This window comes from Marinobacter sp. LV10MA510-1 (assembly GCF_002563885.1).
Lineage (GTDB): Bacteria > Pseudomonadota > Gammaproteobacteria > Pseudomonadales > Oleiphilaceae > Marinobacter.
Map to the genome: position 1 here is coordinate 1,261,374 of NZ_PDJA01000001.1, position 20,057 is coordinate 1,281,430.

The 20,057-nt window shown below is 55.6% G+C and carries 15 protein-coding genes, 1 other RNA gene and 2 pseudogenes; 4 read left to right on the forward strand and 14 right to left on the reverse strand.

The annotated features are described in order from the left end of the window. Positions 1 to 44 precede the first annotated feature (44 nt). From hrpA to ATI45_RS06215, 13 genes are all read right to left on the reverse strand, one after another. Positions 45 to 3,971 carry an ATP-dependent RNA helicase HrpA gene (gene hrpA / locus ATI45_RS06155; protein ID WP_098418719.1) on the reverse strand — a complete coding sequence of 1,309 codons (3,927 nt, stop codon included), beginning with the start codon at positions 3,969 to 3,971 and terminating at the stop codon, positions 45 to 47. After that, positions 3,952 to 5,628 (reverse strand): AMP-binding protein, encoded by a 1,677-nt coding sequence (locus ATI45_RS06160; protein WP_098421665.1) that lies wholly within the window; start codon positions 5,626 to 5,628, stop codon positions 3,952 to 3,954. Before ATI45_RS06160 ends, hrpA begins: the two co-directional genes overlap by 20 nt. Before the next feature lie 203 nt (positions 5,629 to 5,831). Continuing rightward, positions 5,832 to 7,010 (reverse strand): vWA domain-containing protein, encoded by a 1,179-nt coding sequence (locus tag ATI45_RS06165; protein ID WP_098418720.1) that lies wholly within the window; start codon positions 7,008 to 7,010, stop codon positions 5,832 to 5,834. 18 nt (positions 7,011 to 7,028) lie between these two features. Continuing rightward, positions 7,029 to 7,871, reverse strand: coding sequence for an AAA family ATPase (locus tag ATI45_RS06170; RefSeq protein WP_014871450.1), 843 nt, complete (start codon positions 7,869 to 7,871; stop codon positions 7,029 to 7,031). Between the two features lie 17 nt (positions 7,872 to 7,888). Then, complete coding sequence (locus ATI45_RS06175) at positions 7,889 to 9,997, reverse strand: VWA domain-containing protein (protein WP_228735945.1); 2,109 nt, start codon at positions 9,995 to 9,997, stop codon at positions 7,889 to 7,891. Positions 9,998 to 10,069: 72 nt separating this feature from the next. Next, entirely contained in the window at positions 10,070 to 10,408 is a 339-nt protein-coding gene (locus tag ATI45_RS06180; RefSeq protein WP_098418722.1) for a hypothetical protein, read from the reverse strand. Continuing rightward, the gene (locus ATI45_RS06185) at positions 10,408 to 10,857 is read right to left on the reverse strand and encodes a YcgN family cysteine cluster protein (protein WP_098418723.1); all 450 of its coding nucleotides are present in this window, start codon (positions 10,855 to 10,857) and stop codon (positions 10,408 to 10,410) included. The genes ATI45_RS06180 and ATI45_RS06185 overlap by 1 nt, the downstream gene beginning before the upstream one ends. Next, positions 10,854 to 11,150 (reverse strand): YcgL domain-containing protein, encoded by a 297-nt coding sequence (locus tag ATI45_RS06190; RefSeq protein ID WP_098418724.1) that lies wholly within the window; start codon positions 11,148 to 11,150, stop codon positions 10,854 to 10,856. The genes ATI45_RS06185 and ATI45_RS06190 overlap by 4 nt, the downstream gene beginning before the upstream one ends. Then, complete coding sequence (locus tag ATI45_RS06195; RefSeq protein WP_098418725.1) at positions 11,147 to 12,295, reverse strand: ribonuclease D; 1,149 nt, start codon at positions 12,293 to 12,295, stop codon at positions 11,147 to 11,149. Before ATI45_RS06195 ends, ATI45_RS06190 begins: the two co-directional genes overlap by 4 nt. Before the next feature lie 24 nt (positions 12,296 to 12,319). Next, on the reverse strand, positions 12,320 to 12,922 hold the full coding sequence (gene recR / locus ATI45_RS06200; protein WP_098418726.1) for a recombination mediator RecR: 603 nt from the start codon (positions 12,920 to 12,922) through the stop codon (positions 12,320 to 12,322). 41 nt (positions 12,923 to 12,963) lie between these two features. Continuing rightward, complete coding sequence (locus tag ATI45_RS06205; protein ID WP_098418727.1) at positions 12,964 to 13,287, reverse strand: YbaB/EbfC family nucleoid-associated protein; 324 nt, start codon at positions 13,285 to 13,287, stop codon at positions 12,964 to 12,966. A 4-nt stretch (positions 13,288 to 13,291) separates the two neighbouring features. After that, a complete protein-coding gene (dnaX, locus tag ATI45_RS06210) occupies positions 13,292 to 15,295 on the reverse strand; it encodes a DNA polymerase III subunit gamma/tau (RefSeq protein WP_098418728.1) in 2,004 nt (667 codons plus the stop codon). Positions 15,296 to 15,424: 129 nt separating this feature from the next. Further along, entirely contained in the window at positions 15,425 to 16,639 is a 1,215-nt protein-coding gene (locus ATI45_RS06215; RefSeq protein ID WP_098418729.1) for an RNA-guided endonuclease InsQ/TnpB family protein, read from the reverse strand. A 20-nt stretch (positions 16,640 to 16,659) separates the two neighbouring features. Here ATI45_RS06215 and ATI45_RS06220 point away from each other — a divergent pair. Both ATI45_RS06220 and ATI45_RS06225 read left to right on the forward strand, forming a co-directional pair. Then, a pseudogene (locus tag ATI45_RS06220) lies at positions 16,660 to 16,791 on the forward strand (transposase); the annotation flags it as partial. A gap of 393 nt (positions 16,792 to 17,184) precedes the next feature. Continuing rightward, positions 17,185 to 18,867: an AMP-binding protein gene (locus tag ATI45_RS06225; protein ID WP_098418730.1), complete on the forward strand. Its 1,683-nt coding sequence runs from the start codon at positions 17,185 to 17,187 to the stop codon at positions 18,865 to 18,867. 149 nt (positions 18,868 to 19,016) lie between these two features. Here the strand turns inward: ATI45_RS06225 and ATI45_RS06230 are convergent, their stop codons facing one another. Further along, positions 19,017 to 19,328 (reverse strand): hypothetical protein, encoded by a 312-nt coding sequence (locus tag ATI45_RS06230; protein ID WP_228735946.1) that lies wholly within the window; start codon positions 19,326 to 19,328, stop codon positions 19,017 to 19,019. A 17-nt stretch (positions 19,329 to 19,345) separates the two neighbouring features. Here ATI45_RS06230 and ATI45_RS21860 point away from each other — a divergent pair. Beyond that, positions 19,346 to 19,513: pseudogene (locus tag ATI45_RS21860) on the forward strand (RNA-guided endonuclease TnpB family protein); the annotation flags it as partial. A gap of 128 nt (positions 19,514 to 19,641) precedes the next feature. Beyond that, an RNA gene (gene ffs / locus ATI45_RS06235) (signal recognition particle sRNA small type) lies at positions 19,642 to 19,738 on the forward strand. The last annotated feature ends 319 nt before the right edge of the window (positions 19,739 to 20,057 follow it).

Genomic DNA, 20,057 nt, shown 5'->3' on the forward strand with positions numbered 1-20,057 from the left:
TTAAAAAAGGTTAACACAGTCTCAGGCGTTTGCCCGCGTTCCCGTTATACCCGGGTAGCCTGCCATTGCTTATCAAGGCGCTTGATAGACACCGTCATTTGCGTACCCAACTGCTGGGCGAAAAACGACACCCGGTATTCTTCCAGCATCCAGCGGTACAACTCAAGCTCCGGGTCTTTGACACCCTGGCGCTGCTGCTCCTTAAGCTTGGTGGCGTATCGCGCCCACAGCGGTTCAATGGTGTGCAGGAACTCCCGCTCGCGGCCCATCTCCCGCGCCATCTTCTCGAATCTTGCCAAAGCCGCCTCAAAATAGCGCCCGAACTGGGCCAGAGACTGCGCCGGGGTGTTCACCAAAAAGCCAGGGTAAACAAGATTTTGCATTTGAAACTTAATGTCAGCCATAGAATTGGCCAGGGCCAGGTTAATCTTGCCCTTCAGCCGTTTTGCCACCTGTTGATAGCCGAGCATGGCCTGGTGCAGATGCTCTACCGCGGTTTCAAGCGCAGGAATAAAGTCGCCCCTGTGCTGGTTAAAACACCCGTCGAACGCCTCCGGGCTACGCGGTAGCGGGCCAACCAGAAAATGCTGCATGGCTGTCGACAGCAACAGGTCGTCCAGCAGAATACGCGCTTGCCCAACCGTTGCGAACATCAGCGCCGCCGGTTTGAATTTCGGCAGTTTGCGTTCCAGATCGTCCAGGGTATTGCCAAACCGGTTCAGAATCAGCCGGGCGATGGCCTTGCGGGTGATGGTTTCCGCCGTTAACGAATCCAGGCAGCGGGTTTGTCGCACTTCTTTGCCCAGATCTTCCAGAGCCGGATACACCGTCACCTGCATACCGCCTTTTTCGGTTTGCACCTGCGGGGCCAGGGTGCCGAACTGCCAGCTGGTGTGAGTCGCGGTGGTGGTCTCGTCTTTGCTATCCGTGGCGGTAATGGACGCCAGGGCCTGCTCGGCTTTGGCCTCAAGCTGGCTCTGCAAATCCACGGTTTCACGGCTTTCCGCGATAACGGCGCCTTTGTCGCCGGTCACCCGCAGGTTCATTCGCAGGTGCCGCGGCAAATCGTTTTGCTGCCAGGCTTGTGGGTCTATCTGTACCCCCGTCATGCGGCGCAGCTGCGCACCCAGTTGCAACGCCAACGGCTCGTTAGAGGGCTGAAGGTTGGCCAGGGCAGCGTCGATAAAATCCGGCACCGGCACAAAATTACGCCGCAGGGATTTCGGCAACCCTTTCACCAGCGCAATACACTTTTCCCGCAGCAAACCGGGCACCAGCCACTCCAGGCGCCGCGCCGGTATTTGTTTCAGTGCCATCAACGGCACCCGCAGAGTTACCCCATCGCGCTCGCTGGTGGGTTCAAACTCGTAATCCAGCGGGTATTTCACCCCTTCCCACTCAAGAAAGTCCGGATAAAGAGCACCGGCCTGGGCGTCAAGCGGGCGCTGCAGCACGTCTTCTTCGGTCAATTCCAGAGCTTTCAGCTCGGCGGCTTCCAGATGTTTCCACCAGTGCTCAAAATGGCGACCGCTGACGATGTCGGCCGGCACGCGCTGATCGTAAAAAGCCACCAGAGTTTCGTCGTCTACCAGCAAATCCCGGCGCCGGGTTTTCTTTTCCAGGTCTTCGACCGACTCCAGCATTAACCGGTTAAGTTCAATAAACGGCGCCCGGGAGCGGTAATCGCCGTCGACCAGGGCGTGGCGAATAAACAAGTCGCGGCAGGCGGCCGGGTCAATGTCGCTGTAAACAATGGCGCGGCGCGGAACAATATCCAGACCGTACAGGGTGATTTTTTCAAAACCCATCACCTGCCCGCGTTTTTGCTCCCAGTGGGGCTCAAAATAGTGATGCTTTACCACGTGGGCCGCCAGGGGCTCTATCCATTGGGGTTGAATGGCCGCCACCATGCGCCCGAACACCCGGCTGGTTTCCACAATCTCGGTGGCCACAATCCACTTGGGTGCGGTTTTTGCCACCTTCGAGCCAGGAAATATCAGCAGCTTGCGATTGCGCGTGGCCATGTATTCGCGGTTTTCAAACTTGGTCGCCACCTGCCCCAGCAAACCCGCCAGCACCGCCGTGTGTACCGATTGGTAACTGGCGGCCTGGGGATTCAGCTTCAGCTTCTGTTCGCGGCAAATCAGCGTCAGCTGGCGGTGCACGTCGCGCCATTCACGCATACGCATCCAGCTCAGAAAGTTTTTCTGACAGACTTTTTTCAGCTGATTCAGCGACAGTTCCTGGCGCTGCTCTTCGTAAAAATTCCAGATATTCAGCAGGGTAACAAAGTCGGATTCTTTGTCGTTGAACGGCGCATGGGCCTGGTCGGCCTGCTGTTGTTTGTCTTGCGGCCTGTCACGGGGGTCTTGCACGCTCAGCCCGGCAATAACGATCAACACTTCGCTCAGGCTGCCTTGCTCCGCAGAGGTCACCAGCATGCGCGCCAGGCGCGGATCCAGCGGCAGGCGCGACATGGTGCGGCCAGCCACGGTTACCCGGCGCTTGCCGGTGACCGCACCCAGCTCTTCAAGCAGTTTGTAGCCGTCGTTTATCTGGCGATTATCCGGCGATTCCAAAAACGGAAAGTTACGAATCTCACCCAGGCCCGAGGTGGCCATCTGCAAAATCACCGAGGCCAGATTGGTGCGCAGAATTTCGGGGTCGGTGTATTCCGGGCGATTGATGAAATCGTTTTCGTCATACAGGCGAAAACAGATGCCCGGCGCCACCCGACCACAGCGGCCGGCGCGCTGGTTAGCGCTGGCTTGGGAAATCGGTTCTATTGGCAGGCGCTGAATTTTCGAGCGCACGCTGTAGCGGCTGATGCGCGCAACACCGGTGTCAACCACATAGCGAATGCCCGGCACCGTCAGCGAAGTTTCTGCCACGTTGGTAGACAACACCAGGCGCCGGCCCCGATGGCTCTGGAACACCCGGTTCTGTTCCTGATTGCTGAGCCGCGAATACAGCGGCAGCACTTCGGTGTGCCGCAGCTCAGCGTGGCGCAACACGTTGCTCAAGGCCCGAATTTCCCGCTCGCCGGGCATGAACACCAATACATCGCCCGGCGGCTGGCTGGCGCTGCGTTCGTGCTGTTCAATTTCCTCCAGCGCCTGCAAGACACCGTCGGTCCAGCCCTGATCGCGGTCGTCGTCATCGCCGACCAAGGGGCGATAGCGCACTTCTACCGGAAAGGTGCGGCCGCTGACTTCAATCACCGGAGCGTTATCGAAAAATTCGCTAAAACGCCCGAGCTCGATGGTGGCGGAGGTGATGATTATCTTGAGATCAGGCCGCTTTGGCAGCAGCTGTTTCAGATACCCCAGCAGAAAATCGATGTTCAGACTGCGCTCGTGGGCTTCGTCAATAATCAGCGTGTCGTAACGGTCTAAAAACGGGTCGTGCTGGACTTCCGCCAGCAATATGCCGTCGGTCATTACTTTCAGGCGGGAATCTTCGGAGGTGGTATCGGTAAAACGAATCTGGTAGCCCACTTGCCGGCCGGTTTGCTCGCCCAGTTCTTCGGCAATGCGCGCGGCCACGCTACGGGCCGCAATACGCCGGGGCTGGGTGTGGCCAATCAAGCCACGAATACCCAGGCCGGCGTTCATGCAAATTTTTGGAATCTGGGTGGTTTTACCAGAGCCGGTTTCACCGGCAATGATCACCACCTGGTTTTGGGCAATAGCAGCGGCTATGTCGTCTACCCGCTCTGAAACCGGTAAGCCTTCAGGGAAGCTGGCCGGTTTATGCAAGCGCTGGCGCGACTGCACTTTTTCCTGCCCTGCCTGCAGCCAGCGGCCGATTTTTTCCAGCTCTTTGGTGCCGGGGCGGCCTTTGGCGCGGACAAGAGTGCGGGTTATGCGCGCAGCTTCAAGCTGCGCGCAGGTGCCAAGCTGTTCCGCTATGTCATTAACAGCGGCACCAGAAACAGTGTCAGTTGAAGATTTATTGATTACTTGCTTCATCCCTTAGTTCGCGGCGCAACACTTTGCCAACGTTGGTTTTTGGCAACTCAGTGCGAAATTCAAAGTGACGCGGCACTTTGTAGGCGGTCAGGCGTTCACGGCAAAACTCTTTCAGCTCGCCGGCGGTTACGCCGTCTTTGGATGCAACCAGGTACACCTTCACAGCTTCACCGCTTTTTTCGTCAGGTATGCCCACCGCAGCGCATTCCAGCACATTCGGGTGGCCGCTGATCACGTCTTCGACTTCATTGGGGAACACATTAAAGCCCGACACAATAATCATGTCCTTTTTACGGTCCACAATGCGGATGTAGCCATCTTTTTGAATAACAGCTATGTCACCGGTACGCAAATAGCCGTCGTCGGTCATGGATTTGCGGGTATCGTCCGGGCGCTGCCAGTAACCGCGCATGACCTGCGGGCCCTTGACACACAGCTCGCCCCGCTCGCCAAAGGGCGTTTCATTGTTATCGTCGTCCACGGTTTTCAGCAGGGTACCCGGCAGCGGCAAACCAATGGTGCCGAGCTGAATCGCGCTGACCGGATTAAAACTCACCACCGGCGAGGTTTCAGTCATGCCATAACCTTCGCAAACTTCGCAGCCGGTCACCTGCTTCCAGGTTTTCGCCGCCTTGGAGGTCAGCGCCATGCCGCCGGAAGCCGTCAGCTTCAGGTGGCTAAAATCCAGTTTGCAGAATTCTTCGTTATTACACAGCGCAACAAACAGCGTGTTCAGGCCCAGGAACGCCGTGAATTGGTGATTTTGCAGTTCTTTCACAAAAGCGTCTATATCCCTCGGGTTGGGAATAAGCACGTTGTGGGCACCGGCTTCCAGCATGGTGCCGCAGTTCAGGGTAAACGAATAAATGTGATATAGCGGCAGCGGTGCAATCACCACTTCTCTGCCTTCAATAATGTTGTCTTCCAGCATCGGCCGAATCTGCAGCAGGTTTGCCACCAGATTGCCGTGGGTCAGCATGGCGCCTTTGGCCACGCCGGTCGTGCCACCGGTGTACTGCAGCACGGCGATGTCGTCCTGTTTGCATTCAACCGGAGTAAACTTCTCGCGGGCACCGGCTGCCAGCACCGCGGGTAATTTGTGGGCCTGGGGCAGATTGTACGCAGGCACCATCTTCTTGACGTGCTTGACCACCGCGTTCATCAGCGTGCGCTTAAAGGTGGAATGCAAATCCGCCACTTCGGTCAAAATCACGTGTTCAATGCTGGTATTGGGCAGCACTTTTTCCGCGTTGGCGGCCATGTTAGCCAGCACCACCAGCGCTTTTGCGCCAGAGTCATTAAACTGATGTTCCATTTCACGGGGGGTATACAGCGGGTTGGTGTTCACCACAATCAGCCCGGCGCGCATAGCACCAAAGGTAACCACCAAATACTGGCACACGTTCGGCATTTGAACGGCAATGCGGTCACCCGGCTTCAGGTCGGTTTTGTTCTGCAGCCAGGCTGCAAAATTACGGCTTTGAACATCCAGATCTTTATAACTGAGGGTAACGCCAACGGCAGACACTGCTGGGCGATCCGCGTACTTGGTCACCGCCTGATTGAACACGTCAACCATGCTAGAGTATTTTGCCAGATCGACATCCAAGGCCATACCTTGTGGGTACTTGTCCTGGTAAAACTGCTCGAAACTCATCATTACTCGAACTCCTGTCTGCGCTTTTCTAGTTATAATATTTGGCCTTGCAAGTCGCGCAACTGAGCTTTTTCGTTGAAATCAAGTCGACGAAAGTCTAAGTCGCGGAATTGTTGAAAGAGTAGCAGTTTTGAGCGCATGCAAATAGCAGTTTCTGCTCGCCACCTTATTCATTTTCCAGCAAATTACAGCTACTTTCTCAACTACTTCGTCAGCTGTTTCATTGCACCTTCCAGGCCTTCCACCGTCAGCGGATACATCTGGTTATCCACCAGCTGGCGGGCCATGGCCACAGAGCCGCCCTGGTTCCAGAAGGCCTCTGGCAGGGGATTCAGCCAAACCACTTTGCGGAAATGATCGGTAATGCGTTGAAACCAGGTGGCGCCGGATTCTTGATTCCAGTGCTCGATGGAGCCGCCCGGATGGCTGATTTCATAGGGCGCCATGGTGGCGTCCCCCACAAAAATAACCTTGTAGTCCGAGCTGTATTTATTCAGCAGCTCCCAGGTGGGCGTTACCTCGTTGGTGCGGCGAACGTTCTGGGTCCACACGCCCTCGTAAATGAAGTTGTGAAAGTAAAAATACTCCATATGCTTGAATTCCAGCCGCGCCGCTGAAAACAGCTCTTCACATTCGCGAATGTGAGGGTCCATAGAGCCGCCCACATCAAAAAAGATCAGCACTTTTACCGCGTTGTGGCGCTCGGGCACCATTTTCAAATCAAGGTATCCGGCGTTACGGGCGGTGGAGCGAATGGTGTCGTCCATATCCAGGGTATCGGCGGCGCCTTGGCGGGCAAATTTACGCAACCGGCGCAGCGCCACTTTGATGTTGCGAATGCCTAGGGTAACGCTGTCATCCAGGTCTTTAAACTCGCGTTTTTCCCACACTTTTACCGCGCGACCGTGGCGGCCTGTTTTCTGGCCGATACGAAAGCCTTCCGGATTGTAGCCATCCGCGCCAAAGGGCGATGTGCCGCCGGTGCCGATCCATTTATTACCGCCGGCGTGGCGCTCTTTCTGCTCTTCCATGCGCTTTTTGAAGGTTTCGACCAGTTCTTCCAGGCCGCCCAGGGAATCGATTTTCGCCTTTTCTTCATCGCTCAGGTGCTTTTCAAACTCGGCCCGCAGCCAATCGTCGGGAATCAGCGATTGCAGCAACTCGTCCAGATGCTCGATGCCCTCAAAATACACCTTGAAAGCACGGTCGAATTTATCGTAGTGGCGCTCGTCTTTGACCAAACAAAGGCGCGCCAGATAGTAGAATTCTTCCATGTCGGCGAAGGCCAGGCGATGCTGCAGGGCCTCCAGCAAGTCGAGAAACTCCCGCAGGCTGGCCGGCACCTTTGCCCGTCGCACTTCCAGAAAAAAATTGATCAGCATAAAACCCTACCTTTGAAACTAACCGCGGCGGCGCGCCATAAACGCCAGTTTCTGCAGCAAGTGAACGTCCTGCTCGTTTTTCACCAGAGCGCCGTACAGCGGTGGCAACGCACTGCTGCTGTCTTTCTGGTGCAACATTTTGGCAGACAACTCATCCGCCATCAGCAGTTTCAGCCAGTCAATCAACTCAGAGGTAGACGGCTTTTTCTTCAGGCCCGGCACTTTGCGCACGTCAAAAAACACTTCCAGGGCATCGCGTACTACCTGCTGCTGAAGACCCGGGAAATGCACGTCAACAATGCTCTGCATGGTGCCCTGGTCAGGAAAGCTGATGTAGTGAAAAAAGCAGCGGCGCAGGAAGGCGTCGGGCAGTTCTTTTTCGTTGTTGCTGGTGATCACAATGATCGGCCGATACTTGGCCTTTACGAACTGCTGGGTCTCGTAAACGTAGAACTCCATGCGGTCGAGTTCCTGCAACAAGTCGTTGGGGAACTCAATGTCGGCCTTGTCGATTTCATCAATCAACAACACTACTTGCTCTTCGGATTCGAAGGCTTCCCACAATTTGCCGGGAATAATGTAGTTGCTGATGTCTTTCACTTTTTCATCGCCTAACTGGGAATCCCGCAGGCGCGACACCGCATCGTATTCGTACAGACCCTGCTGGGCTTTGGTGGTGGACTTGATGTGCCAGGGAATCAAACGCTTGCCCAAGGCCGCCGCTATTTCTTCCGCCAGCAGGGTTTTGCCGGTGCCGGGCTCACCTTTGATCAGCAACGGGCGTTGCAGCGTTATAGCCGCGTTAACCGCCATTTGCAGGTCGTCAGTGGCGACGTATTTATCGGTGCCGGTAAATTTCATGTTCTGGGTCCTGTAAGTTACTTCTTGGGATCGTTGTCGGGCGTTTTCTTTGGCTCAGGGCTCGTATCTTTTTCAGCGCCTTTTTCAACTTCGGCGCCTGGCAGGTCGTCAAATTCAGACAGGTCAAGGTCGTCCAGACCAAGCTCGTCATCGGCCAGCTCTTCTGGCTCGGCTAGCGTCGCTTCCAGCTCGTCATCAGGAAACGACAGCTCAAAATCGTCATCAAAAGCCAAAGGTTCAGGGTCGCCCTCTTCCGGCTTTACCAGCGGCATGGTCTCTTCGGGCAGTGGCTCTATGGTGGGCACTGGGGTTTCGTCAACCACGGGTTCAGCGGCGGGTTCTGGCTCAATCTCTGGCTCAATCAGGTCGTCCGGGCTTAATTCCGGTACGTTTTCAGGCTCGTCAATGTCGGTAATCACCGGCACGGCAGCCACTTCCGGGGCTGGGACGGGCGCAGCCGCTTCTGCTTTCACGTTTACTTCGGCGTTAGTTTCGGCATCGATTTCATCGGTGTTTTTGCGTTTGCGCAGCAGCAGCCAGATCAACAAGGCCAGCACTAACAGAGCGCCCGCGCCGGCCGCAATCATCCAAGGCGCTATTGCTGAATCTGCACTCTTGGGTTCTGCCGGCTCGGGCTCTGCTACAGGTTCAATGACAGGCTTAACTTCTGCGACAGGTTCGCCTGCGGGTTCAGGCGCGGGCGCCTCATCAACCGCAGGCGCAGTATTCGGCTGCGGTTCGGGCTCAGTAGGGGTGGCGGTTTTGAAAGGATTAGCGGCGTCAATTTCAGGCGCAAACAGTGGCGCGTTTGCGGCGGAAACTTCGGCACCGGCGGCAGGTTCAAAACGGGTGGTTCCGGAGAACTTGCGCGCAAAGGTGCTGCTGCGCGCTTCCACTACCACTTGGTACTGGCCGGCGGTCGGCATTTCGGCAATGTTATAGCGATACACACCATCTGCTGGCGGGCTCTGCTCTGACAACAGCTTGGTACCTCTACGGCCATCTTCATGTGCCAGCGTCAGGTTAACGGTCAGCACACTCAGAAAATCGGCATTGGTAATCGGCTCATTCCCGTCAAAAAGCCTTACTCGAATCGCCAGCGGCTCCTCTATCGAGAATGTGCCCGGAATGGGGCTCACAATCATCCGCAAATCACTCACCACGCTTACTCGGCTGCCCTGGCCTAATTGGCCATCCAGAATCCAGCGCCCGGCTACGGGGTCGGTTACGGTGATCAGGTCGTAACCCGGTTCACGGGCCCAGCGAATATTGTCCGGGTGCTGCTGCAAGGTGGCAGCGGCTGCACCGGGCGCTTTCAACGCCAAGGTGCGGTTAGCAGAGGTTTCACTGTCGCCCCAGAAAATCAGCGCGGTGTATTCGGTTACCCCGGCGTCTACCATAAAGCCGTCGTCGTCTATGGGCGTCTGCTCTTGCGGCACGGCGGCGTTAAAAGCGTCTAGGAAGGCGCGGCTCAAATCATCCGCATTTTCCGCCACGTGAAAGCTGCCATTAGAATCGGCGGCCAGTCTGCGCAGAAACTCGGTGTCTGCCTCGGCCGACAGCGCTACCGCGTGAAAACGGGCGCCCTGTTGCTTCAACGGAGGAACCAAAGTATCCAGAATGCGGTTAGCTTCGGCTTTATTGGCGCTGGGGTTTCGGCTGATGTCCACCTTGCCGTCGGTAAGCACAATAAAGTGGGTATTGCTCAGTATGCCACCGGTAAAGTAACCATCGCTGGCGGTTTCGATGGCTGCACCCAAATTGGTGCGCATGGCCACGGAATTGATCGCGTCGCTTTGCGCAATGGCCATATCACGCCAAGCATCGTTAACTTCGCGGTGGGGCACCAGCATGTTCACGTACTGGCCGAAAGTCCACACACCGGACGTGGCGCCATCGGGCAGCAATCGAGCCAACAAGCGCACCGCCGGGCGGCGCAGGTTTTGCGGGTCGTTCTGCTTCATAGAGCCGGAAATATCAACAATAATGCGCACGTCCACCGCGCCCGGCAGTTGCGGGCTATCCCCCGGCTCGGCCTGAGCCTGGACCATACCCGCAAACGCCGCAACCAGTGTGATAATAAGCGCGTGCCACAGTGTTTTGTGCGTTACCAGAGTTGACTTCATGAAGCTTCCCACCACGTTTTCCCTGTGTAAAACGGCCATAAAAGGAACAGCCGTCAATTTATTATTCAACGCTCAGCGTTTCATCCGATAACGCACCAGGTCCAGAATCCAAACCAGCAGCAATACCATGCCGGCCAACGAAATATTTAACAAGGCAGTGCTGGCCGCAACGCTGTCACCCAGAATCAGTTCATAACCGCCGTACAACCACGCCGGAATCCACCAACCCGCTATGTCTAAAGATTCCACCGGGGCCATCAGAATAGCCGCCAACGCAGCCAGCAACAGTGTGCGCAAACCGTAAAACGGCAAAAATCGCAACAATCGCTGCATCATCCATAAAAACAGCACCAGCCCTACACCGTAGGCGGCCCAAAACAGCCAGTACACGTTCTGCAATTCCGCATCCATTATGTCATTACCCAGTGAATAATATGTTCTTCCCAGTCTTGCTCGGCCACAGCGGCCTCTGAAACCACCTTACCCCGCACCGACACACCCGCCTCATGCACGGTTTGCGGATCACCGCTGCGCAGTGGGTGCCAGTCGGCCAATGGGCGGCCATCTGCCAGAGTGCGATAGGCACACGTATAGGGCAGCCAGTGGTAATCCGGCAAGGTTTGCGGCGTGATCAGCGTGCATCCGGGTACTTTTTTTAACCGCTCGGGGTAAACCGTGCAAACGCAGGTGTCAGTATCCATGTACTGGCAGACTAAATCCGTGTGGTACACCTCACCGGTGTCTTCATCTTCCAGCTTGTTCAGGCAGCACTGCCCGCAACCGTCGCACAGGGAATCCCACTCGGCCGGTGTCATTTCATGCAGGCGCTTGCGCTGCCAGAATGGCACCTGGGCAATCATCGATTGCGCTGCCCCAGCTTCATCTTGAACTCGACAATCGCCATGTCCTGCTCTTCCGGCATCTGCAAGAAAAAGCATTTATCGGCAATGCCCGCCAGAACCTGTTCGGCGCTGGTGCGAGCCAGTTTACGCTCCGGTGTCAACACCAAATCCATAGCGTGTACCGGCTTGCCAAACAAAGTGCGCAGGGTTTCCGGCAAGTCATCCCAAAGGTGACCTCGGCGCACGTATATATAAGTGTCTGGCTTTTTACTGCTGCGAAAAACAGAAACAAAGTCGCGGGTTTTGGTCACGAAAGCAGTTCCTCGATTGTGCCCCGAACCGGAGCCAGTATCTGGCTGCGCCAGCCTTCAAAAAACGGGTTACCCGCCAGGGTTTGTTGCTGCAAAACGGCTTCCAGGCGCTTGCGCGGCGCCAGCAATTCTATAGGAATATCAGCCGCTTCCGCAGCACGCACAAAGTGCTTTTTGAGCTGTTTGTAAAAGCCCTGTTGGTCTCGGGTCAAAGGCGCCGCAATCGGCTCGATGGCCACATCCTCGGCGGCATCTGCTTTGGCGATCAGCGCCAGCAGGGTGTCGCCGTGACGGCGAACCTGGCCGGATGCCAGGCCCTGAATATCCGACAAAGCGTTCAAGGTTTTGGGCTGGGTCTCGGCCATTGCCAGCAGCAAAGGGTCTGCCATTACCCAGTTACGGGGTTTGTCCTGGCGATGACATTCGCGCTCGCGCCAGCTCACCAACGCCTGCAGCACCTGTTGCTGCGGGGCGCTCAAAGGCCAACCGCCGCGCAGCTTTAAATAATGCCGGGTAGGATCGTCTTGGCTTGCCAGGTCTGCGGCAAAGCGAGCGGACTCTTCCACCAGGGCCTGTTGCAGCCCGCGCCCGGCCAAAACCTCTTGCAGCCAGTCGTAAATCGGCTTTAAAAAGCGCACGTCATCAATGGCGTAGCGCTGCTGTAAATCGCTCAAAGGCCGCGAAATCCAGTTGGAGCGGGTAAGCGTTTTATCCAGGCTCTCACCAAACAGGCTTTCAACTAATTTCGCGTAACCCATAGAAAACCCGAGCCCGGCAAATGCCACGCCCAGCTGCAAATCAATCACCCCCTGCATGGGAATGCCCAGCCAATGGCGGAACAGTTCCAGGTCTTCGCTCACCGCGTACAACAGCTTTGGGCGTTGTTCGTCTTCCAGAGCCGCGCGAAAACCGGCAGAGGCCTCTGCCACTTCCGGGTCCACCAGGCGAAATTGATCGGCCAGCCCAAGCTGCACCAAGCCCGGTATCGGGTAATAGGTGCTCACCCGCTCGAATTCGGTATCGAGGGTCAAAGGTTCTTTTGGCTGCGCCGCCAGCCAGTCGTCCAGCTGCTCAGGAGTTTCCAACCATAGCACCGGTTCGGATGGCGCAGGCGCTGTCAGCCGGGGAAGTTCATTCGCATTCATACAATTGCCTGATCGGAAAATGACTTAGCCAGCTAAAGGTTTGCGGCCGCGAAAAGCGTGGGTCAGGGTAAAACCGTCAACATAACCCAACTCGCCACCCACGGGAATGCCGTGAGCCAGCCGGGTAATCAGAACGTTGTTGTCGGCCAGGCGGTCGGCAATGTAGTGCGCCGTCGCTTCGCCTTCCACGGTGGGATTGGTGGCCAGTATTAACTCGGTTACGCTTTCATCGCGCACCCGGTGAACCAGCCGGTCGATGCCAATCTGCTCCGGCCCAATGCCATCAATGGGGGATAAATGCCCCATCAGCACAAAATACCCGGCGCGGTAATCACCGGCCTGCTCGATGGCCAACAGGTCTGACGGACTTTCCACCACGCAAAGCACACCGGTGTTGCGTTCGGGGTTTTCGCAAATGCCGCACACGTCGGTGTCGGCAAAATTCTGGCATCGATCACAGCGGCGCACACCATCCATGGCCCGGCCCAAAGCATCACCCAGGCGGCTACCGCCACTGCGGGCGCGTTCCAGCAAATGAAACGCCATACGCTGGGCGGTTTTCTGGCCCACGCCGGGTAGCACCCGCAAGCTTTCAACCAACTCATCCACCAGAGGACTGAACGCCATAATATTCCCTAAAATTCAGTAATTTAGAAAGGCATCTTAATTTAGAAAGGCATCTTAAAGCCGGGAGGAAGACCCATGCCCGACATCATGCCAGACATTTTTTCTTTCTGATTGGCGTCCACACGGCGCACTGCGTCATTCACCGCCGCCGCCAGCAAGTCTTCAAGAATGTCCTTTTTTTCGCTCATCAAAGACGGATCAATCTCCACTTTACGAACGTCGTGGCGGCCGTTCATCAGCACCTTCACAAGCCCCGCACCGGATTCGCCCGTTACTTCTGCCTTGGCGATTTCTTCCTGCGCTTTTTGCATATTTTCTTGCATTTGTTGGGCTTTTTTCATCAGCTCACCCATGTTGTCCATCATAACGCTATCTCCTGTTTGAACCGGCCGGGCTCTTTATGTCGGCCGGGCTCTCTTTAGCGACTTCAATCGGTCGAATACTGTCTTCCACAACACGGGCAGCAAACCGATCCACAATCGATTGCACCAGCGGGTCGGTGCGAATGGCCTGCTCCGCCGCTTGCTGCCGAATTTTACGTTTACGCTCATCAAAGGCAGCCGGCGTATCGCTTGGCTGCCCTCTCTCTATACGTAATTCAGTGGCATCGCCAAAGCGATTTCTCAAGGCGGCCAGAATTTTTTCTTCGTGCCGCGCGTTCAACAGCCGCGCGTGGCCCTCATCAATGGTCAGCAGCACGACATTGCCTTGGTGCAGCATAGACCCGTGGCTGGCCAAATTGCCCGGCATACCCGCAATATTCAGGCTGCGAAAATCCCGCTGCCAAACAAATTCACTCGCGGGTAATGCTTCTTCCGCAGATTCTGGCTGCGCTGACGGCTCACTGGCCGGCGGTACTGGAACACTTTGATGCGCTTGCTGATCATCAGGCTGCGATTGTGATTGAGCATTGGACGAAGCTTTTGGCTGAACAGCAGGTTGCGGCTCTGGCTGATTCTGCTGTTCTGGTCGATTATGCTGCTCCGGCTCAGCAGCCGGCTGTCGTTGTTCAGGAACAGCGGCCTCAAACGCCTCATCAGCGCCATAAAAAGCCCCATCGTCCGGGTAATCTACGTCTGTGCCAGGCTGAGGCTCCCAGGGTGGAATCGACTCAACCGGCGTTCGCTCTGTTGGTGACGGCGCCGAAGCAGCCAGGGCAACAGGCTCTGGCTTCGCTGGCACTGGCGCTTCAAGTTGATTCGAGCTACCAACAACAGGGTCTGGTTCATCACGGTTTCCGGCCGGTGCCGAATCCGCAGCAATCGCCGTGGGCGGTTCCCGGCGAGCGGTTCCGGGGCGGAATGCCAGCATACGCAGCAGCGTCATCTCGAACCCCATGCGCGCATCCGGCGTTATCGCCAGATCTTTGCGCCCCATTAGGGCCACCTGATAAAACAGCTGGGCATCTTCGGCACTCAGCTTTTTGGCCAGCGCCTGAATCTGGTGAGCGTCGCCTAAAGCGTTATCCGCACTGCCAGGCACCACCTGTTCCATGGTCACCCGATGGAACAGAGACAATAGATCCGCCAGAATTATCCCGTAATCCGGCGCAAAATCGGCAATACGGCTAATTTCCGTCAGCAGCGCCGGGCCATCACGGCTAACCAACGTACCCACCAAGCTTTCGATGTCACGCTGGTTAATCGTGCCCAGCATAGAACTGACATCGCTTGCCGCCAGCTGCTGGTTACCAAACGCAATAGCCTGATCCGTCAGGCTCAGGGCATCGCGCATACTGCCATCTGCTGCGCGCGCCAGAAGCCACAGGGCCGGCTCTTCAAAGGGAATCTTTTCGACGGTTAATACGTGGTTCAAATGGCCGGCGATGTGTTCCGGTGTCATCCGCTTCAAATTGAACTGCAGGCAGCGCGATAACACCGTCACCGGCAGTTTTTGGGGGTCGGTGGTGGCCAACAGGAATTTAACGTGCTCTGGCGGCTCTTCCAGGGTTTTCAAAAAGGCGTTGAACGAATGAGTGGTCAGCATGTGCACCTCGTCAATCAGGTACACCTTAAAGCGCCCGCGGGTGGGCGAATACTGCACGTTGTCTGTCAGCTCACGCATGTCGTCGACGCCGGTCCGCGAGGCGGCGTCTATTTCAATCAGATCAACAAAGCGGCCTTCCTGAATTTCGCGACAGCTGCCGCAAACACCGCAGGGTTTCGCGGTAATGCCGGTTTCACAGTTCAAACATCGGGCCAACAGGCGGCCAATGGTGGTTTTGCCCACACCACGGGTGCCGGTAAACAAATAGGCGTGGTGCAGGCGCTGGCTTTCCAGCGCGTGAATTAACGCCTGAAGCACATGTTCCTGCCCCACCATGTCTTCGAAGGTGCGCGGGCGCCATTTACGGGCAAGTACCTGGTAGCTCATAGTTCGCCAATTGCCGTGAAAAATAGCGTTAATTCTAGCATGGATGCTAAAACCGAAAAACAGAGGGTGTAGGTAATGAGAAATGATTGACATCCTCCCCGCCCTGAAAGACGGGGATTCCTACTGCGCTCAGGCATGGCATTGAGCCATCCCTGAGTCGCTTCGGTGGGTTCCTGTTGCTGACGGCATTACCGCACCGTTCACTTCACAGGCTAACCGGGCATGACCTGCCCTTAGAATATTGATGGCGGCGTTGAGGTCTGCATTTTCAGCATACCCACAGTCGACACATTCGAATTGCGATTGAGTCTTGCGATTCTCTGCACAAATATGACCGCAGGCCGGACACGTCCGGCTGGTGTTACGAGGGTTGACGGCAAACACTTCACCGCCCAGCCACGCCTGTTTGTATTCCAACTGGCGGCGGAACTCGCCCCAGCCCTGATCGAGAATCGACTTATTAAGGCCGGATTTGGCTTTTACGCGTCGTCCTGGTGCCTCAAGTGTGCCGCTTGCTGACTTGCTCATATTCGTGACGTTCAGATCTTCGATGACGACCATCGCGTGGTTTTTGCTGATGATGTTCGAGGTCTTGTGGAGAAAGTCATTGCGGGTATGAGCAACCCGTTGATGCAACGTGGTGATACGGGCCTTCGCCTTTTTCCAATTGCGGCTGAATGTGACCTTGCGGCTCATGCGTCGCTGATACTTTGCCATCTTCGCAGCGCGGGTACGCAGCGCATTGACCGGCTCGAACATCGTGCCGTCAGAGAGCGTCGCGAATAGCGTGATACCTGCATCGAGGCCGACTATCGACGTTGATGGATGTATTGGCTGCCCAACTTCGCGCTCGGTCTGAATGCTGGCGTACCACTTGCCAGCCACACAGGAAACGGTGATGTTCTTTGCCAGTCCGAGGATGCCACGGCTCTTGCGGTAGCGAATCCAGCCTAGCTTTGGGAGTCGAATACGTCGATTGGCTTCGTCAATCTCGAAACCTTGCGGAAAACGAAAGCGGTCTGACGACCTACCTTTTTTCTTGAATTGTGGAAAATCGGCACGCTTCTCAAAGAAGTTCTTGTACGCAGCGGCCAGGTCTTTTGTGACTTGTTGTAGTGTTTGTGCGGGAGAGTCGCACAAGTACGAGAATGCCTGCTTCCACGCTGGCAGCCAATTATTCATGCCAAAGCTGTTGGTGAATTTTTCACCGGCAGTATGTAGCTCTTGCTGACGATTCAAAGCCAAATTCCAAATCTTGCGAGCATTACCAGCGTACTGACGCATGGCGCGGATTTGCTCACCGTTTGGCTCAATTTGAAATTTGAATGCTTGAAGGCGTTTCATCGCTGAATTATATTTGGTCTATGGAAAAAAACAATGATATTAGGCACGGGCGGCATTGCGTTTTCAGGATGCACGTTCATTTGGTATTTGTGACGAAATATCGTCGCGGCGTGTTCACGGCTGAGATTATGGATGAACTGCGCGGTATCTTCTTTGAGCAGCAGCAAACGCCGGAATGAGAATGTTGCTAACGAGAGGGGCACCTGCGGTGTCCGCGCTATTCATCCCCGGCCTGAAGGTCGAGGTTTTCCGCGCATTCCGATAAATTAGTCCGGAAATGGCATTGCGGCCATACAAGTGCAGGCACGGTACGCTCCTGATGCAAGCGTTAAGTCATCTGGAGTTAAGGTTTGGGAAGACGATAGTGCATAGCCATATCTATCCATGGACGTCAGTTGATACGTGGCGGTTGGTCAGATGCTCAGCTAAACTTTTGTTTTATGGACCTATAGACCAGAGCTTTCTGCGAGACTGAGCGGCGAGCCACAATACAACAACTATAGCGGCCGATCCTGGACCGCCGACTGTGAAACAAGGAGAAAGCGATGCAATCGGCAGACGCATTCAAGGCGGCTCGTCAGCAACTGCTGGACCTGCGCGAAGACTATGACCGGGCCTACGAGACCTTCAAATGGCCCGAGCTGAACGAGTTCAATTGGGCGCTCGACTGGTTCGATGATTACGCCAGAGGCAATGAGAAGATTGCGCTCTGGCTGGTGGATGCCGACGGCAGCGAGTACCGCTACAGCTTCGAACAGATGCGACAGAACTCCAACCAGGTAGCGAATTTTCTGCGCGACCAAGGGCTCGGACGGGGCGATACCCTGCTGATCATGCTCGATAATGTCATTGAACTCTGGGAAACCATGCTGGCCGCGATCAAGCTGGGTGCCCTCGTTATTCCAGCCAGCACGCTGCTATCGAAGAAGGATCTCGGCGACCGGCTTGGGCGTGGTGGTGTCACTCATGTGCTCACCACTAATGAGCATGTTCCCAAATTTGAAGGGGTGGCAGAGGGGCTGGTCCGCATCGTCGCAGGTGAACCTTGCGAGCAGTGGATTAATTACGAAGATGCCTATGACTATGAAAAGACTTTCGAGCCGGAGGGCGTAACCCTCGCCACCGACCCGATGCTGCTGTATTTCACGTCGGGCACCACCTCCCTGCCGAAGCTTGTACTGCATACGCATCAAAGCTATCCGGTCGGTTCGCTGTCGACCATGTACTGGCTCGGCCTGCAGCCCGATGATATCCATTTCAATATCAGTTCGCCCGGCTGGGCCAAGCATGCTTGGTCCAACCTGTTCGCACCCTGGGATGCCGGCTGCACGGTGTTCATCTACCGCCAGCCGCGCTTCGACGCGCCCGCCACGCTAAAAGTCATTGCCGATAAGGGCGTGACCTCCCTGTGCGCGCCTCCCACCGTATGGCGCATGCTCATCCAAGAGGACCTGGCGGCTTATGACATGAAGCTCAAGAGCCTGGTCGGCGCGGGCGAACCGCTTAATCCGGAAGTCATCGCACGCGTAGCAAAACTCTGGGGCCTCACAATCCGCGACGGCTACGGCCAGACTGAAACCACGGCACAGATCGGCAATCCGCCGGCACAGAAAATGAAGTCCGGCTCGATGGGTCGGCCCTTGCCTGGCTACAAGATTACATTGCTCGATCCGGTCGATAAGGAAGTAACCGAAGGCGAGATCGCCATCGATGTGCGTAATCAGCGTCCGCTCGGTCTGATGCAGGAATATCGTGACGATCCCGAACGCATGGCTCAGGCACTGCATAGCGGCTTTTATCGCACCGGCGACGTGGCCAGTCGCGACGACGATGGCTATTACTGGTACGTCGGCCGCGCGGACGACGTGTTCAAGAGCTCGGATTACCGCGTTAGCCCATTTGAGTTGGAATCTATTCTCATCGAGCACGAATCCGTGGCCGAGGCCGCAGTTGTGCCGGCACCCGATGAAATGCGACTGAGCGTACCCAAGGCCTATATCGTGCTGCGCCGCGACTACGAGCCTGGCCCGGAGGCGGCAAAGGCCCTGTTTGCTTTCATTCGCGAGCGCATGGCGCCGTACATGCGGATTCGCCAGATAGAATTTGCCGAGTTGCCCAAAACCATCTCCGGCAAGATTCGTCGTGTTGAACTACGTACCCATGCTGCCAGCAGCGAACAGGGTGAGTATGCCTATACCGAAACGGATTTTCCCGAGTTGAAGGACTGACAAAAAAGAACAGAAAAATCAGGTCTCTGACTAAGCTCCAAACAAGAATATGTTCGGCCCCTTGGTGAGTTTGAAGATCCGGAATGGGTTGTTAATCCGCCAACCTAACCATGATCCGTTGCAGTAGTATGGCCAACACCAAATTGGGTTTAAAAGAGCAAGCGCCCATCAATACTCTCAAGAGCACTGGCAATTCGGTGCAGGGTTTTTGCCATATCACCAAAGCCTTCGTGTGCTTGTGAGCTAGCCCGTGCAGGCGCAACGCCTATTTTGTGGCTTGCAGCCTCGGGAGCTTTCATCTTTGGCTCGTTGTTTTCGCCCAACAAATCCTTGCGGATGTTTTTCAAGTCGTGGGGGTCTATAAACGGCCGGTCTTCAGCGTAGGCGCACATCATCATGCCATCGCACAGCATGTTAATCAGCCGCGGAATGCCACGGCTCAGCTCGTGAATTTCCTGCACGGCGTCTTTATTCGCAATTCGAATGTGTCGAATGTGGGTATGCTGAAAATGCAGACCTCAACGCGGCCATCAATATTTTAAGGGCAGGTCATGCCCGGTTAGCCTGTGAAGTGAACGGTGCGGTAATGCCGTCAGCAACAGGAACCCACCGAAGCGACTCAGGAATGGCTCAATGCCATGCCTGAGCGCAGTAGGAATCCCCGTCTTTCAGGGCGGGGAGGATGACAACAACTACTCTTGTAGTACATCATGGCGTTTGTTATTATGCGCGCCGCGTTTAGAGAAACATTCTGGAACGCCGTTATGGTGGCCCTATTGGTGCCTTCGCAACATGAAACCGTGAACCCGGTCAGACCCGGAAGGGAGCAGCCGCAGCGGTCGATATGTGTGCCGGAGTGTCGCTGGTGGGGCCACCACCTGTTTTAACCCCCCGTTTTTTGTTATTGCCTTTCTCTCTATTATTTAACTGCTATTTTCCTTATAACTTTTTCGATTGTTCTTTAGTAACTATTCAGCTCAAATTTTCTAAAAAGTTCTTGACAGGGTTCTGGCCCCAATTTCATGAATTTAGGCCACACTCAACGCAACACCATAAAGCGGCGCGCAAAGCTTCTAGAATCCCTTTACGTCCCTTTCGTTTTGCTGTCCATCCCCGGGGCGACGTCGATTTGAAAAACCCCGTCAAGTCCGCGCTCAGGACGAAAAATTCGACCTGAAAAAGTCGTGCGA